Below are 15708 nucleotides of genomic sequence, written 5' to 3' on the forward strand. Positions count from 1 at the left end.
GTGGCAGCCGCTAGTCCTCGTAGGCAGAGATCGGCGGGCAGGAGCACACGAGGTTCCGGTCGCCGTAGGCCTGGTCGATGCGGCGGACCGGGGAGAAGTACTTGCCCTCGCGGAGGTCCGGCACCGGGTAGGCCGCCTCGGTCCGGCCGTACGGGTGCGGCCAGACGTCGGCGACCAGCGCGTCGGCGGTGTGGGGAGCGTTGCGCAGCGGGTTGTCGGTGCGGTCGTAGTCGCCGGTCGCCACCCGCGAGATCTCCCGCCTGATCGCGATCATGGCGTCACAGAAACGGTCGAGCTCGGCGAGGTCCTCGCTCTCGGTGGGCTCGATCATGAGCGTGCCCGCGACGGGGAACGACATGGTCGGGGCGTGGAAGCCGTAGTCGATGAGCCGCTTGGCGACATCGTCGACGGTAACCCCGGTCTCCTTGGTGAGCTGCCGCAGGTCGATGATGCACTCGTGGGCGACCAGGCCACCGCGGCCGGTGTAGAGCACGGGGTAGTGCGGGGCGAGCCTGCGGGCCAGGTAGTTGGCCGACAGGATCGCCTGCTCGGTGGCCGCCGTGAGCCCGTCGCCGCCCATCATCCTGATGTACGCCCAGGAGATCGGCAGGATCCCGGCCGAGCCGTACGGCGCGGCGGAGACCGGCCCGACCTCCGAGCCGTCGTGCAGCGGGTGACCGGGCAGGTAGCCGGCCAGATGGGCGCGGACCGCGACGGGGCCCACGCCCGGACCGCCGCCACCGTGCGGGATGCAGAAGGTCTTGTGCAGGTTCAGGTGGGAGACGTCCGCGCCGAACTCGCCCAGCTTGGCCAGCCCGACCAGCGCGTTGAGGTTGGCCCCGTCGACGTAGACCTGACCGCCGGCCTCGTGCACGCGGGCGCAGACCTCGGTGATGGTCTCCTCGTACACGCCGTGCGTCGAGGGATACGTCACCATGATCGCGGCCAGCTCGTCACGGTGCTTGCCGATCTTCGCGTCGAGGTCGGCGAGGTCCACGTTGCCGTTGTCGTCGCAGGCCACCACCACGACCCGCATCCCGGCCATGACCGCGCTGGCGGCGTTGGTGCCGTGCGCGGACGACGGGATGAGGCACACCTCCCGGTCCGGCCGCCCCCCGGCCCGGTGGTAGGCGCGGATGGCCAGCAGCCCGGCGAACTCGCCCTGCGACCCCGCGTTGGGCTGCAGCGAGACCGCGTCGTAGCCGGTCACCTCGGCCAGCCAGCCCTCCAGGTCCTTGATCAGGTCGAGGTAGCCGGCGACCTGGTTCTGCGGCGCGTAGGGGTGGATGCCGCCGAACTCGGGCCAGGTGATCGGCTCCATCTCGGTGGTGGCGTTGAGCTTCATCGTGCAGGAGCCGAGGGGGATCATCGACCGGTCGAGCGCGATGTCCTTGTCCTGGAGCCTGCGCAGGTAGCGCAGCATGGCCGTCTCCGACCTGTGCGCGTGGAACACGGGGTGCGTCAGGAAGGGGGTACGGCGGGCGAGGGCGGGCGGCAGCGTGTCGCCGGTCGCCACGTCGAGGTCGGCCACGTCGACCCCGTCGACGTCGAACGCGGCGAGCACCGAGCCGATGTGCCCGGCGGTGGTGGTCTCGTCGCAGGAGACGCCCACGTGGTCGGCGTCCACCTCACGCAGGTTGACCCCCCGTACGGCGGCGGCGCGGACGACCTGTCCCGCCCGGCCGGGCACCCGCAGCAGGACGGTGTCGAAGAAGCTCCGGTGCACCACCTCGACGCCGGCCGCGCTCAGGGCCTCGGCCAGGAGCACCGCGTGCCGGTGGGCGCGCCTGGCGATCCGGGTGAGCCCTTCGGGGCCGTGGTAGACCCCGTACATGCCGGCAATCACGGCCAGCAGCACCTGCGCGGTGCAGATGTTGCTGGTGGCCTTCTCCCGGCGGATGTGCTGCTCACGGGTCTGCAGCGCGAGCCGGTACGCGGGGCGGCCGTCGGCGTCCTGTGAGACGCCCACCAGGCGGCCCGGCAACTGCCGCTGGAGGCCCTCGCGGACCGCCATGAACGCCGCGTGCGGGCCGCCGAAGCCCAGCGGCACGCCGAACCGCTGCGTGGAGCCGACCGCGATGTCGGCGCCCAGTTCGGCCGGGGCGGTGAGCAGGGTGAGCGCGAGCAGGTCGGCGGCGGCGACCACCTGGGCGCCCATAGCGTGGGCCCGCTCGGCGACGGCGCGGAAGTCGGCGATCCTGCCGCTGGCGCCGGGATACTGCACGAGCACGCCGAAGCACTCCGGCAGCCCGGTCAGGTCCGGGTCACGCAGATCGGACTCCACCAGCTCGATGCCCAGCGGCTCGGCCCGGGTGCGCAGCACCGCCTTGGTCTGCGGCAGCGCGTCGGCGTCGACGACGAAGACCTGGCTCTTGACACGGCCGGCGCGGCGGGCGAGCGTCATCGCCTCGGCGGCGGCCGTGGCCTCGTCGAGCAGGGACGCGCCCGCCACGTCGAGCCCGGTCAGGTCCGCCACCATCGTCTGGAAGTTGAGGAGCGCCTCAAGCCGGCCCTGGGAGATCTCGGGCTGGTAGGGCGTGTAGGCCGTGTACCACCCGGGGTTCTCCAGCAGGTTGCGCCGGATCACGGCGGGCGTCACCGTGTCGTGGTAGCCGAGCCCGATCATGGAGGTCAGCACCCGGTTGCGGCCGGCCAGCGCGCGCAGCTCGGCGATCGCCTCCGTCTCGCTCGCGGCCGGGGGCAGTTTCAGCCGGTCCTTGGCGCGGATCGCCTCCGGAACGGCCACGCCCACCAGGTCGGACACGGACGCGAAGCCGACGGCCTCCAGCATCCGCGCCTGCTCGGCCGGAGAGGGCCCGATGTGGCGGGTGGCGAACGGCGGAGCGGCGAGCTCGCCGAGGGGTGACAGATCAGTCATGGAAGAAGCCTCCCGAGGCTGTGGAGACCGGCGCTGGGCGCGGGCGTATGCCGGATCTCCCCCTCTGTCATGGCAACCTGAGAGCTTCATCCCCGCCGTTGGGGATTTGCACCGTCGGTGAGATGCGCCTGGCGGGCACACCTGCTTTCCAGAGGCGCCTCGTCCGTGCGGTACGGATGCCTGAGAGATTCCGGGGAGGTTGCTCCTTCGGCGCCCCGATTCGCCGCCGCGGCGGCGTCGAGGACTCTCCCGCACAGGGTCGTCGGCCTTCCCCTCAACCCTACCCGGTCCTGCCCGCCTTGACTTCTTCTACCCTGTCTTGCGCGCTTTGCGCCGCCGCGCCAGCTCGTCACTCGGGTGCTCGTCACGGAGGCCAGGATCGGCCTCCGCGCGTTCCCCCGGCAGCTCCGCGAGCGATCCCTCGACTTCGCGCCACACCCGGCCGAGCGCGATGCCGAACACGCCCTGACCGCCTTGGAGCAGATCGATCACCTCATCGGCCGAGGTGCACTCGTAGACGCTCACCCCATCGCTCATCAGGGTGATCTGCGCGAGGTCGTTGACCCCGCGATCCCTGAGGTGCTGTACGGCGGTGCGGATCTGCTGAAGGGAGACCCCGGTGTCGAGCAGCCGCTTGACGACCTTGAGCACCAGGATGTCTCTGAAGCTGTAGAGCCGCTGTGAGCCCGATCCCTGCGCGGCTCTTATTCCCGGCTCGACCAGGCCGGTGCGCGCCCAGTAGTCGAGCTGACGATAGGTTATCCCGGCCGCCGAGCAGGCGGTCGGGCCCCGATACCCGATGTCGGCGGGCACTGTCCTCGGCTGCTCGTCGAAGAGCAGCCCCTGCTCACCGGCACGCTGGCGCGCGTCCTCACGCGGCCCCGGGTCGTCCTGGCCGGCTGTCTTTCCCTCGCCGCTGCTGACCGCCACTGCGGACCTCCGGCTTTCTCTCATCCCGCGGTCTGATCTGGGGGTTCGTGAATTACAACCGCAGGGTTCACTTGCACCGTAGGACCGTGGTCATCCGCAGTCAACGATCCGGCCCGGCGCGTCGCGAGCGTAACAAAAAGCACTACAAACCATCTCACCCGGCACGGCCGAAGTCTTCCGGGGTGATGGTGTCGAGGAACTCGCGGAACTTCTCCACCTCGTCCTCCTGGTCATCCGGGATCGTCACTCCGGCCTCCTGCACGACCTCTTCGCTGGCGAAGATGCGCGCCCCGGTGCGCAGGGCGAGAGCGATGGAGTCGGACGGCCGGGCGCTCACCTCGACCCCGTTGGAGAACACCAGGTCGGCAAAGAAGATGCCATCACGCAGTGACACGATGTTCACATTGCGCAACCGCACGCCGAGCGCGTCCAGTACGTCCCTGAACAGGTCATGGGTCAGCGGCCTGGGCGGAGGCTCCTCCGCCTGGGCCATGGCGATGGCCGTCGCCTCGGTCATGCCTATCCAGATCGGCAGATACCGCTCCCCGTCAGCCTCCTTGAGCAAGACGATCGGCTGGTTGGTGGGCATCTCGACCCGGACGCCCACGACCTCCATCTGCAACACGGGCTGCTCCGTATCCGTTGTGGCGAACCTTCTTCGGCCGCACCGCGTCGGGCCCGCTCTCCATCACCACTGGTCGCTCAACACCGCAATTCAACGTAACACTCGCTGAGGTGTGAACGGCCCGATGGGTGGTCAACGGCCCAGTACGCCACGTACCCCCGCGCGGACCAGCGCGGCGTGGATCTCCAACAGTAGCCCCGAGATCTCACTCGCGGAATCGTCGGCGAAGGAGATCGCCCCGGGGGCGCGCCTGCGCAGCAGCGGGGCCACCGCCTGCTCGACCAGCCCCACCTCGCGCTCGGCCGCGGCCCGGACGGCCCGCAGGTGCCTGGCGTGCAGGCCGTAGGCGGCCAGCGAGCCGACACTGCGGGCGACCACCAGCGCGTCGGCGTCGTAGCGCCTGGCCACGGCGGCGAGCAGGCCGAAGTCCTCCAACTCGGTGAGCGTCTCGTCGTCGATGCCGCTCTCCGAGAGGAGCTCCTCACGGCTGAGCCGCACCTCCTCGGGCTCGGGGTGCAGCGCCCGTGGCCGGGCGAGGTCGGGGTCGTCCTTGTCCGCGGCCTCCAGGTGATCCTTTATGACCCGCAGCGGGAGGTAGCGGTCGCGCTGCTCCGTGAGGATGTAGCGCAACCGCTCGACGTCGGCGTGGGTGAACTTGCGGTAGCCGGAGGGGCTGCGCAGCGGCTCGATCAGCCCCTCACCCTCAAGAAAGCGGATCTTGGACACCGTGACATCGGGGAAGTCTCCCCGGAGCAGGGAGAGCACCTCCCCGATGCTCATATGGGAGCGGGCGGCCTGCGCGCTCATGGCCCCCCAGCGCCCCTTGTGAGGAACACCAGGCGGAACTTCCCGATCTGCACCTCGTCGCCACCGTGGAGCGGCACCTCCTCGATGCGCTCCCGGTTGACGTAGGTGCCGTTGAGGCTGCCCACGTCTCGCGCGGTGAAGCTGCCGCCACCCCGCCTGTAGAACTCGGCATGTCTGCGTGACACCGTCACATCGTCCAGGAAGATGTCACTTTCGGGGTGGCGACCCGCCGTGGTGAGGTCGTTGTTCAGCAGAAAGCGGCTGCCCGCGTTCGGGCCGCGCATCACGACCAGCAACGCGGTGTCCGGCGGTAGCTGCTCCACCGCCGCCCGCTCTGCGAGGAGCGCCTCCCCTGTCTCGGCCTCATACGCCTCGATCCCGGCTATGGAGATCGTCGACGTGGTGTCACCCGGTGATTCAACCCGGCTCAACGGCGACCCACATCGCGAGCAGAAACGGGCATCCTCGGGATTGGCATGACCGCACTGCGTGCAGTAGACGCTCGGCATCGATCGGCTCGGCCTCCTACCGCGAAGACGCGGTTACGGTGGTAACGGCTGCGCGCCTCGCTCTTCGCTTCTCAACGTTCCAGGAACTGCGAATGCCGCAACATACGCGGCTGAGAGTCAAAGGTCAAGGCGGGGCTGCACGGCGGGTTCGGACGTAGACAAAGCTACCGTTGAGCACGCCTCAAGGTCCATGCCGCCGCGCCGTTCGGCATGATCGGCCCCGAATCGTGGCAAGATTCTTTTTGTCACGTCCCGGCGGCCTGCTCGACGACTCTGGCCCACCGCTCCAGCAGGCTCTGCGCGGAGTCCATGTCGTGCGCCTCCGCCCACAGGTGGGTGACGGCGTCGCTGGGGTCGGGCAGCACCAGCGCCCAGCCGCCGTCGTCGTCGACCACGCGGACGCCGTCGGTGGTGTCGATGCGGTAGCCCTCGGCCGCCTCGATCACCGAGCGCATGACCGCCCCCTTGGCCGCCCACGGAGTGGGCACCGTGCGTCTGAGCAGCTTGGCCTCGGGAATCCTCGCGTCGATCCGGCTCAGCGACAGCCGGGTGCGGGCCACCAGGCCGAGCAGCCGCATGAAGACGGCCACGCCGTCGACCGTCGGGCCGAACTCGGGCACCACGAAGCCGCCGCGCCCGTCGGCCGCGAAGACCATGTCCTCGCCGGTGGCGGCGGAGGTCAGCGCGTCGACGGCGGTGGCGGTCCACTCCACCTGGACGCCGTGGAAGCGGCAGACCTGCTCGGCGACCCGGGTCGTGGTGACGGGCAGCGCCACCCGCCCGCCGCCCCGCTCGGCCGCCACCAGGTCGAGCACCACCAGCAGGGCGCGCTCCTCGCTGATCAGCTGGCCCTTCTCGTCGACCAGGGCGACCCGTTCGCCCACCGGGTCGAAGCGCACCCCGAAGGCCGCCCGTGAGGAGGAGACGAGCTCGGAGAGGCGTTGCAGGTCGCGGCGGCGCTCCGCGAGCGTCTCCGTGGGCGAGGAGTCGTCGAGGCGGCTGTTCACGGTCAGCACGTCCACCCCGACCCTGCCGAGCAGGCTCGGCAGCACCAGGGAGGACGTGCCGCCCGCGCAGTCGACGACGACCTTCATGTCGGTGCCGCGCACGCCGGTCATGTCGACGCAGCGCAGCAACTCGTGCGCGTAGTCCTCGACGGTCCTGGCGGGGAAGCTCAGCTCGGCGATCTCGCCGGGGAAGGCCCGGCGGAACTCCTGCCGGGAGAAGACCCGCTCCAGCTTCCGCTGGGCTCCCAGGGACAGATCGGCCCCGCGGGAGTCCATGAAGACGATGTCGACGCTCTGCGGGTCGCCCGCCGTGGTGCGCAGGGCGATGCCGCCCACGGCGGCGGTGCGGGAGGTGTGGAACCGGGCCACCGGCAACGGCGCGGCCTCCAGGTCGAGCACGTCGATCGCGCCCGCGTTCAGCGCGCTGATCACCGCGCGTTTCAGCGCCCTGGCGGCGCGTGAGGAGTCGCGGGAGGTGACGACCGACGCGCCCTTCTTGAGGGTGGTGGCGTACGCGCTCGCCAGCCGTACGCAGAGCTCGGGGGTGATCTCGACGTTGACCAGGCCGCAGACGCCCCGCGGGCCGAAGAGGTTGCGCTGGCCGCGCGACTCCCAGATCACGCTGGTGTTGACGACGGCGCCGGCCTCGATGGTCTTGAACGGGTAGATCTTGACGCCGGAGGACACGTACGCCTCGGCCTCGATGATGCACTCGTCGCCGATGACCGCGCTCTCCTCGATCCTGGCGCCGGTCATCACGTCGGTGTTCTTGCCGATCACACAGCCGCGCAGGTTGGCGCTCGGCCCGATGTAGACGTTGTCGTGGACCACGGCCCGGTGCAGGAAGGCGCCCTCGCGGACGACGACGTTGCTGCCGAGCACGGAGTACTCCCGCAACTCGGCGCCCGCCTCCACCTTGGCGTAGTCGCCGATGTAGAGGGGACCCTTCAGGACGGCGTCCGCGTCGACGGAGGCGCCCTCCGCGACCCATACCCCGGGCGAGAGCTCGAAGGCGTCGATCTCGACCCGCACACGGCCGGACAGCGCGTCCGACTGGGCCTTGAGGTAGCTCTCGTGGGTGCCGACGTCCTCCCAGTAGCCCTCGGCAACGTAGCCGTACAGCGGGGCGCCGGCGGCCAGCAGACGGGGGAAGACGTCGGCGGACCAGTCGACCGGTTCGCCGGCCGCGACCTCGTCGAGGACCTCGGGCTCCATGACGTAGATGCCGGTGTTCACCGTGTCGGAGAAGACCTGGCCCCAGGTGGGCTTCTCCAGGAAGCGTTGCACCCGGCCCTGGTCGTCGACGATGACGATGCCGAACTCCAGTGGGTTGGGCACGCGTTTGAGGCCGATGGTCACCAGCGCGCCGTTGTCGCGGTGGAAGCGGATCATGTCGGTCAGGTCGATGTCGGTGAGCGCGTCGCCGGAGATGACCAGGAACCGGTCGTCGCGCAGCTTGTCGGCGGCGTTCTTGACGCTGCCGGCGGTGCCCAGCGGCATGTCCTCCGTGGCGTAGTAGAGGCTCATGCCGAGCTCGTCGCCGTCGCCGAAATAATTGCGGATCAGGGCCGCGAGGAACTGGACGGTGACCACGGTCTCGGTGAGCCCGTGCCGCCGCAGGAGGCGGAGCACGTGCTCCATGATCGGCCGATTGATCACAGGGAGCAGAGGTTTGGGCTGGTTAGCGGTCATCGGCCGAAGCCGGGTCCCCTCCCCGCCAGCCATCACTACGGCCTTCACGGATCACCCCTTTGTCGGTGTCCTTGCTCCTTTTACGAGGTGGCGCACCTGTACCACATACAGCACCCCGGCCCACCAGTACAGGCCCGTGCCCCAGATCGCGAGCGCCCAGCCGAGGACACGGGCCGGGTCCGCGTACCAGGCGTCGCCCGAGGCGAGGAACAGCAGGGGGAAGGCGTAGAGCAGGTTGGCCGTGGCGGCCTTGCCGAGGAAGTGCACGGGCAGGGCGGGGCCGTAACCGAGGCGGCGCAGGATCGGCGGCACGATGACCACCAGCAACAGGTCGCGCAACGGGATCGCCAGGGCCAGCCACCACGGGATGATCTCCCGCATGGCCAGCCCGAAGAGGGTCGCCAGGATGTAGAGCCGGTCGGCCAGCGGGTCGAGCATCCGGCCGAGCCTGCTCGTCTGGTTCCAGGCGCGAGCGATCTTGCCGTCCAGCCAGTCGGAGAAGCCGGCGAGCATGAGCAGCCCGACCGCCCAGCCGTCGGCCTTGGGTCCGAGCACGAGCCACAGGAAGACGGGCACGCCGAGCAGCCGCGCCAGGCTCAGCGCGTTGGGAACCGTCCAGATCCGGTCCTCGGCGGGATTCACGCTCACGCTGCCGACCCTACTGTTCCCTCCGGCAACCCGCGCGCACCGCCCCGCCGTGCGAAAGGGGACGACGGATCATCGGCTCACCGGGCGAAACCCGGCGTCGGCCAGGCCGAGAACCAAGACCACCACGGGCGCCTGGACCCCGGCTTCGCGCCCCCTGGCGAGGGAGGACATCGTCCGGGAGCCGGAACCCTCCCGCAGGCCGGCCGGAGGATATCTCCTCCTTGTGGCCGAAAGATCGGCCGCGCGATGGACCAAACACTGTTCCACAGGTTCTACCGTCATAAGTATGCCCCGTGATGCTTCGCTTTTCATCGAGCAGTTCATGCGCGCCCCCACCGTGATCGGAGCGGTCGCCCCGAGTTCGAGGCGGCTGTCCGAGGTCGTGACGTCACCGGTGCCGGAGACCGGCGACCCGGTGATCGTGGAACTGGGGCCGGGCACCGGCCCGTTCACGGCGGCGATCCAGCAACGGCTGGGCGGTCGCGGTCACCACCTGGCCATCGAGATCAACGAGCCGATGGCGAAGCGGCTGGCCCGCAGATTCCCGAAGGTGGACATCGTCTCGGCCGACGCCGCGACCCTGCCCGAACTGCTGGCCGAGCGTGGCCTGACGCACGCCGACGTCGTCGTCAGCGGCCTGCCGTGGGCCGCCTTCCCCGGCGACCTCCAGCGACGGCTGCTGAGCGCCGTCACGCGGTCGCTGCTGCCCTCGGGGGCGTTCACCACGTTCGCCTACGCGCACGCCGTGCCGCTGTCGACCGCCCGCAGGTTCCGCCATCTGCTGCGGACGACCTTCGAGGAGGTCGTTCCCGGCCGGACCGTGTGGCGCAACCTGCCTCCCGCGTTCGTCTACAACGCCCGCCGGCCGAGGCAGCCCTAGGCGAAGTCCGGGGGGCGTTTCTCGCGCAGCGCGCTGACGCCCTCGGCGACGTCGGGACCGGTGAAGCCGAGGAACTCCATGGCGAGCGAGGCGTCGAAGGAGGGCCCGGCGAGGCGCAGCCAGTTGTTCAGCGCGTACTTCGTCAGGCGGATGGCCTCCGCCGAGCCCGCGGCCAGGCGGGTGGCGATCCGCAGGGCCTCGTCGTGCACCTGGTCGTCCTCGACGCACACGCTGACCAGGCCCATCCGCTCGGCCTCCGCGCCGCTGACGGGCTCGCAGAGCAGCAGGTGGTACTTCGCCTTGGCGAGCCCGCACAGCAGCGGCCAGATGATCGCGGCGTGGTCGCCGGCGGCGACGCCGAGCCGGGTGTGGCCGTCGATGATCCTCGCGGTCCGTCCGGCGACCGAGACGTCGGCGAGCAGCGCGACGGCGAGGCCCGCGCCCACCGCCGGGCCCTGGATCGCGGACACGACCGGTTTCGAGCAGTTGAGCACGTTGTAGACGATGTCGCGGGCCTCGCCGAACACCCGCATCCGGGTCGCGTGGTCGCGGGTCATCTCCTCGATCATGGACAGGTCGCCGCCGGCGGAGAACGCCGCGCCCTCGCCTCTGATCAACACGGCCCGGACGTCGTCGTCACGGTCGGCGTCGCGCCAGATCTCGGCCAGCTCGCGGTGGCCGGTCATGTCGACCGCGTTCAGCCTGCGCGGCTCGCTGATCACGACGCGCAGGACACCGTCCGCCGCCCAGTCGATCCTCAGACGCTCGTAGCCCCGGTAATCCGCCATGACCGGACCCTAACCGTCAGGGCCTCGCCGCCTCCACCAGCGCCTCGATCACGCTGTTGTCCTCGCCGCGCTCGGGGTGCCACTGAACGCCCAGCGCGAACTTGTGGCCCTGCAGCTCCACGCCCTCGATGATCTGGTCGTCGGCCCAGGCCACGGCGAGCAGGCCGGTGCCGAGGCGTTTGACCGCCTGCCGGTGCGGCGCGGTCACCTCGACCCGGTCGCCCACTGCCTTGCCGAGCTTGCTGGACACGCTGACCTGGATCGTGTGCGGGAGTCCCGCCTCGCCGTGCCGCGTGTGGCCGACCACCTCGGGCAGCCACGGGATCAGGCTGCCGCCCTGCGCCACGTTGAGGACGTGCATCCCGCGCGCGACCCCGAGCACCGGCACCCCGGCCTGTACGGCGGCGCGGGCCAGCGCCAGCTCGAACCGGTCACGGTGCGGCTGAGGATCCTCCACGCGCTCGTCGTGCGTCCCTCCGTACAGGGTGGCGTCGAGCTCCACCCCGCCGCCGAGGATCACCCCCGAGAGGCCGCGCACGTAGTCGTCGATCGAGTCCAGGCGCAGTGGCGGTAACACCACGGGCGCACCGCCGGCCTTCGTCACCGCCCCCGCGTAGGAGGGAGGCGACAACACCGCCTCGCGCACCCAGTTTCCCCAGCGGGCGGCCTCGAGATAAGCGGTGATACCGATCAGCGGTCGGGACATTCGATCTCCAGAGGGGCATGCGCGAGGTCGTACCACCCGGTCGCGGGCGACACCCACCCCATTTCCAGTCGCGATCCCATCATGGCGCAGAACATTTCGGTAGTCTTACGCATCTGGGGTATCGGTGCCGTCTCTTCGCAATCTTCCGGCCCCACGACCTCGGTGAGCGCGTACTTTGTCGCGGTTTTCACATCTTTCCATCGGGACCACCGCCGCCGGCCCGGCCGGGAGATGTCGACGAAGACGAGCCGGCGGTCGGCCGCCGCGCACTCGCGGCGCCGGCGGCCCGGTGAGCAGCTCCACCGCATCGCGCGCCACGCTGGACCCGATCGCCCCGACCGTCACCGGCGCGGCCCCACCGACCGTCCCGTCCGTCATCACGCGCGGCGCCGGGGGCGAGGCGGCGGCCCGTTTGACCACACCCACGTCGCCCACGTCCCCCGCGTCCCCCGCCGTGCCGCGCACCCGGGCCCGCCGCACCCGGGCCGCGCACCAGGGCCACGGCGAGGCGCCACAGCGCGTCCCGCGGCACCCGGGCGGCGTCCACGTCCGCGGGGGTCACCGAACCGGGAGGCACGTGCAGACGGGAGGTCGCCGGTCGGCGACCGAGTCGCCGGGATCCCGCGGCGACTCGTGGCGCGACAGCTCGCCGACCCGCCGGACCCCGCCTGTGAGCAGCGACTCCAGGCACAGTGCGCCCGCGTCGAAGCCATCGGCGACCCCCCTCAGGGGCTGTGCAAACGTGAGCTTGCTTACGACGCTCGGCGAACGGCTCGCACCACCGCACCCTCGCCGATCCGGGGCAATGAATTCGACGTCAGGTGACACCGGATCAGCGAACACGGCCCCACGACCAGCCACCCGATAAATGGTGAACATGATTCGTTTTCACCTCTTGCGCCCATCAATTCTCTTGATCACGGATAATCACACTGCAATTACGAACAGTTCGCTTACGCACCATATTGCGGCAAGTAGGTTGTGTCGTCCAAGTAACGGTGGAAGACTCTAATTCGAGCGATCGGACGGACCGGGGTCACCGATCACTCATCACCCGGAACCGTCAGAGAGGTGCGTCAAGGCGATCGGACGAAATTTCGATCGATTAGGGTGGGTTCCGGTAAATGTTATTGAATCCGCGTCTCGTCAAGGAGAGCTTCGCCTTCATCGAACCCGCGGCCGTCCCGGCCGCGACATATTTCTACGGCCGCCTGTTCGCGGAGAGCCCGCACCTTCGGGGGATGTTCCCGCCCGCGATGGACGTGCAGCGCGACCGCCTGTTCAGCGCGCTGACGCGGATCGTCTGGAGCGTGGACAGCCCGGCCACCCTCGCCTCCTATCTCGGTCAGCTCGGGCGCGACCACCGCAAGTACGGCGTGCTCGCCGAGCACTACAGCGCGGTCGGCAACGCCCTCATCGCCACCGCCAGGCGTTTCGCCGCCGAGATCTGGTCCACCGAGATGGAGGCCGCCTGGGTGGCCGCCTACCGGGCCGCGGCCGACCTCATGATCGAGGCGGCCAGGTCCGACGAGGGGGTCGCGCCCGCGTGGTGGCCGGCCGAGGTGATCGACCACGAGTGCCGGACGGCCGACATCGCCGTCATCACCCTGCGCCCGGCCCAGCCTCTGCCGTATCAGCCCGGGCAGTACGTGAACGTGCAGACCGCGCGCTGGCCGCGGGTGTGGCGCGCCTTCTCCATCGCCAACGCGCCGCGCGCCGACGGCACCATGCGCCTGCACGTGCGCGCCGTACCCGGCGGGTGGGTGTCCGGCACGCTGGTCAGGCACACGCGCGCCGGCGACACCGTGACGCTGGGCCCGGCGATGGGCGGCATGACCCCGTCGCACGACACCGGCCGCGACATCCTCGCGGTCGCCGGAGGCACCGGCCTGGCCCCGCTCAAGGCCATCGTGGAGCACGTCATCCGCTCGGGCCACCGTCCCGCCATCCACCTGCTGTACGGCGCGCGGCGCACCGGCGAACTGTACGACCTGCCCGACCTGGACCGGATGCGGGCGGGGTACCCGTCGCTGCGGGTGCTGCCGGTGATCTCCGACCAGCCGGGCTACGACGGGGTACGGGGCCGGCTGCCCGACGTGGTGGGACGCTTTCGCTCCTGGCGGGAGCACGTCGCCTACGTGTGCGGGCCGTCGGCCATGGTCAACGAGACCGTCCGCCGGCTCCAGCAGGGCGGGATGCCGCTCACCCGCATCCACCGCGACACCGTCCCCGGCGAGCCGTGAGGCTCGAGGTCGAGCCGCTCGCCGGTCGTCGCCTGCCTGTTCGGCGACCGGCCGTCCTCGTGCCCAACCCGATGTGGCCGCTCGTCCCGGGCGGCTTCCGGCTCACCGATGTCCGTAACCGGAGGGACACGTGTCGCGTCCACTCGTGCCAGGCATGACCGCAGCCTCTACTTCGCCCGCCCCCAGGCGGCGGCCGCGGCAGACCACGCCTCCCGGCAGGGGCGTCGGACGTCAGGGGGTGAAGATCTCCTGGACCTGCACGATGTGACCGCGGTGCACGGTGATCAGCGCCGGACGGGGGGCCGGCTTCTTGGCCCGCTTGATCAGCGTGCTCCTGGAGCAGCGCTTGTTCCCCAGGCCGGTGCGCCTGTCCACCGTCAGGTCGGTCATCGAGGCCTTGCATCCATGCGCGCTCAGGAATCGCACGCTGGAGGAGATCGGCGACGCGTACGCCTGCACGTCGCCCTCGGGCGGGCCGACGAAGTATCCCTCGGTCTTGGTGCCCTTCTTCCATCGAATCGGCTCGTACTCGGCGACCTGACCCTGCACTGTGGTGATCCAGCCCCGCAGGATGCCGTTGCGGCGGGGGTGGATCCTCTTCGAGAAGTCGTGGCCGGTGTCCGGCTGGAAGGTCGTGCCGAAGATCTTCGGCTTCTTGTAGACGGGGGTCGCCATGGCTTGGGCCGAGGCGCCCGGCAGAACGACGGCCGCCGCGGCAGCGGCCACGATCAGCGTACGGAATGTGTTGTTCACGCCAGTTTGAGCCCCGATCACGCGCCCAGGTTCGCCGTGCTCGCTGTGACACTCGTCACAGCGAGGGTGCGCCGGCCGCCGTGGCCGTCGGTTGGGTGGTGTTCCTGACGCGGCAGCTCTTCGGCGAGTCGATCGGGCCCGCCCTCGGCGTCGGCCACCGGATCGCGAACACCATCGTGCCGCCCCCGGAATCCCTGCCGAGGGAAGTTCACCGGCACTCCGCTGCTCGTCCTCACCGCGCCGGCCCGCGTCATCGGGGCCGCCGGGCTGTCCGCGCTCCGGCGGCGCTACCTCGCCTAGTTCTTGAAGAAGGCGGCGGTCTCCTCGTCGTTGGGCCAGAACGTCTCGATCGCGAGCTCGGCGACGGTCACGTCGACGGGGGTGCCGAAGGTCGCGATCGTGGTGAACATCGACAGCACGGTGTCGCCGTGCCGGATGCGCAGCGGCACCAGGATGTCGGAGCCGCCGGGCAGCAGGGCGACGTTGAGGTCGACCCCGGGATAGCGGTAGGCGGCCAGCTCGTCGTGCAGGTCGGCGAGCACGCCCTCGCCCGACAGCTCCGCCTGGCGGCGCAGCCCGGCGAGCAGATGGGCCCTGACCTCGGGCAGGTTGACCAGATGGCGGGCGATGCCCTCGGGATGCAGGGAGAGCCGCATGATGTTGACGGGCTCGGCCAGCAGGTGCGCGGGCACCCCTTCGAGGAACATCCCGGCCGCGTCGTTGGCCGCCACCAGGTCCCATGCCCGGTCGACGACCAGGGCGGGGTAGGGCTCGTGACCGGCGAGGATCTTGTCCAGCGCCTGCCGTACCGGGCCCATCTCCGGTGCGGCCACCTCGCGCTCACGGTAGACGGGGGCGAACCCGGCGGCCAGCAGCAGGCGGTTGCGGTGACGCAGCGGCAGATCCAGGTGCCCGGCCAGCTTCAGCACCATCTCACGGCTCGGCCGTGCCCTGCCGGTCTCCAGAAAGCTGATGTGCCTGGCCGAGACCTCCGCCTCGATCGCCAGGTCGAGCTGGCTCACCCTGCGCCGCTGCCGCCAGCTGCGCAGCAGATCACCGACGCTCTCCTCACGTTCGACCACCGCTGATGTCATGCGGCCAACGCTATCGGCGGGAGAGAATCGCGGCGATTACCTCCCGGGTAGGCGCGAGCGGCCGGTGACGATGGCCGGTCGGCAGCCGATGGGAGCCCGCCCACCCCGTCCAGGCCGGACCACGGCCATGTGGCCGGCAGCAACCGCT

Annotated in this window: 14 protein-coding genes and 1 riboswitch; of the genes, 2 read left to right on the top strand and 12 right to left on the bottom strand. The window is 70.4% G+C overall.

Annotated elements, in window-relative coordinates; genetic code table 11:
• Positions 1-10 precede the first annotated feature (10 nt).
• The 7 genes from gcvP to clsA form a co-directional block, all read right to left on the bottom strand.
• Positions 11-2878, bottom strand: a complete 2868-nt coding sequence (gene gcvP, locus MBA17_RS10630; RefSeq protein WP_238496160.1) for an aminomethyl-transferring glycine dehydrogenase — start codon at positions 2876-2878, stop codon at positions 11-13.
• A gap of 158 nt (positions 2879-3036) precedes the next feature.
• Positions 3037-3140, bottom strand: a riboswitch (glycine riboswitch).
• A gap of 47 nt (positions 3141-3187) precedes the next feature.
• Positions 3188-3808: a MerR family transcriptional regulator gene (locus MBA17_RS10635; protein ID WP_455432734.1), complete on the bottom strand. Its 621-nt coding sequence runs from the start codon at positions 3806-3808 to the stop codon at positions 3188-3190.
• A gap of 154 nt (positions 3809-3962) precedes the next feature.
• Complete coding sequence (locus MBA17_RS10640) at positions 3963-4433, bottom strand: bifunctional nuclease family protein (protein ID WP_238496161.1); 471 nt, start codon at positions 4431-4433, stop codon at positions 3963-3965.
• Positions 4434-4565: 132 nt separating this feature from the next.
• Entirely contained in the window at positions 4566-5240 is a 675-nt protein-coding gene (ftsR, locus tag MBA17_RS10645) for a transcriptional regulator FtsR (RefSeq protein WP_238496162.1), read from the bottom strand.
• Complete coding sequence (locus tag MBA17_RS10650) at positions 5237-5749, bottom strand: FHA domain-containing protein (protein ID WP_238496163.1); 513 nt, start codon at positions 5747-5749, stop codon at positions 5237-5239. The genes ftsR and MBA17_RS10650 overlap by 4 nt, the downstream gene beginning before the upstream one ends.
• Before the next feature lie 245 nt (positions 5750-5994).
• Positions 5995-8496, bottom strand: coding sequence for a sugar phosphate nucleotidyltransferase (locus MBA17_RS10655; RefSeq protein ID WP_238496164.1), 2502 nt, complete (start codon positions 8494-8496; stop codon positions 5995-5997).
• Between the two features lie 3 nt (positions 8497-8499).
• Positions 8500-9096, bottom strand: coding sequence for a cardiolipin synthase ClsA (clsA, locus tag MBA17_RS10660; RefSeq protein WP_238496165.1), 597 nt, complete (start codon positions 9094-9096; stop codon positions 8500-8502).
• 286 nt (positions 9097-9382) lie between these two features.
• Here clsA and MBA17_RS10665 point away from each other — a divergent pair, with 286 nt between their 5' ends.
• On the top strand, positions 9383-9976 hold the full coding sequence (locus MBA17_RS10665) for a class I SAM-dependent methyltransferase (protein WP_238496166.1): 594 nt from the start codon (positions 9383-9385) through the stop codon (positions 9974-9976).
• Here MBA17_RS10665 and MBA17_RS10670 read toward each other — a convergent pair.
• The 3 genes from MBA17_RS10670 to MBA17_RS50340 form a co-directional block, all read right to left on the bottom strand.
• The gene (locus MBA17_RS10670) at positions 9973-10764 is read right to left on the bottom strand and encodes an enoyl-CoA hydratase/isomerase family protein (RefSeq protein ID WP_238496167.1); all 792 of its coding nucleotides are present in this window, start codon (positions 10762-10764) and stop codon (positions 9973-9975) included. The two genes, MBA17_RS10665 and MBA17_RS10670, sit on opposite strands and share 4 nt — an antisense overlap.
• Before the next feature lie 16 nt (positions 10765-10780).
• A complete protein-coding gene (locus MBA17_RS10675) occupies positions 10781-11470 on the bottom strand; it encodes a gamma-glutamyl-gamma-aminobutyrate hydrolase family protein (protein ID WP_238496168.1) in 690 nt (229 codons plus the stop codon).
• A 105-nt stretch (positions 11471-11575) separates the two neighbouring features.
• Positions 11576-11950, bottom strand: a complete 375-nt coding sequence (locus MBA17_RS50340; RefSeq protein ID WP_455432735.1) for a hypothetical protein — start codon at positions 11948-11950, stop codon at positions 11576-11578.
• A gap of 644 nt (positions 11951-12594) precedes the next feature.
• On the opposite strand from MBA17_RS50340, the gene MBA17_RS10680 reads away from it, so the two are divergent.
• Complete coding sequence (locus MBA17_RS10680; protein WP_238496169.1) at positions 12595-13713, top strand: globin domain-containing protein; 1119 nt, start codon at positions 12595-12597, stop codon at positions 13711-13713.
• Between the two features lie 231 nt (positions 13714-13944).
• On the opposite strand, the gene MBA17_RS10685 is transcribed toward MBA17_RS10680, so the two are convergent.
• Together MBA17_RS10685 and MBA17_RS10690 are read right to left on the bottom strand one after the other, a co-directional pair.
• Positions 13945-14466: a hypothetical protein gene (locus MBA17_RS10685; protein ID WP_238496170.1), complete on the bottom strand. Its 522-nt coding sequence runs from the start codon at positions 14464-14466 to the stop codon at positions 13945-13947.
• 296 nt (positions 14467-14762) lie between these two features.
• The gene (locus MBA17_RS10690; RefSeq protein ID WP_238496171.1) at positions 14763-15560 is read right to left on the bottom strand and encodes a helix-turn-helix domain-containing protein; all 798 of its coding nucleotides are present in this window, start codon (positions 15558-15560) and stop codon (positions 14763-14765) included.
• Positions 15561-15708 lie beyond the last annotated feature (148 nt).

The organism is Dolomitihabitans soli (assembly GCF_022213955.1).
GTDB classification, from domain to species: Bacteria; Actinomycetota; Actinomycetes; order Streptosporangiales; family Streptosporangiaceae; genus Streptosporangium_A; species Streptosporangium_A soli.

Excerpts from the sequence above, each read along its gene's own strand:
- MBA17_RS10690 (WP_238496171.1), bottom strand. The coding sequence starts at position 15,560 with ATGACATCAGCGGTGGTCGAACGTGAGGAGAGCGTCGGTGATCTGCTG.
- MBA17_RS10675 (WP_238496168.1), bottom strand. The coding sequence starts at position 11,470 with ATGTCCCGACCGCTGATCGGTATCACCGCTTATCTCGAGGCCGCCCGC.
- MBA17_RS10665 (WP_238496166.1), top strand. The coding sequence starts at position 9,383 with ATGCCCCGTGATGCTTCGCTTTTCATCGAGCAGTTCATGCGCGCCCCC.
- MBA17_RS10650 (WP_238496163.1), bottom strand. The coding sequence starts at position 5,749 with ATGCCGAGCGTCTACTGCACGCAGTGCGGTCATGCCAATCCCGAGGAT.
- MBA17_RS10670 (WP_238496167.1), bottom strand. The coding sequence starts at position 10,764 with ATGGCGGATTACCGGGGCTACGAGCGTCTGAGGATCGACTGGGCGGCG.
- MBA17_RS10680 (WP_238496169.1), top strand. The coding sequence starts at position 12,595 with ATGTTATTGAATCCGCGTCTCGTCAAGGAGAGCTTCGCCTTCATCGAA.
- ftsR (WP_238496162.1), bottom strand. The coding sequence starts at position 5,240 with ATGAGCGCGCAGGCCGCCCGCTCCCATATGAGCATCGGGGAGGTGCTC.
- gcvP (WP_238496160.1), bottom strand. The coding sequence starts at position 2,878 with ATGACTGATCTGTCACCCCTCGGCGAGCTCGCCGCTCCGCCGTTCGCC.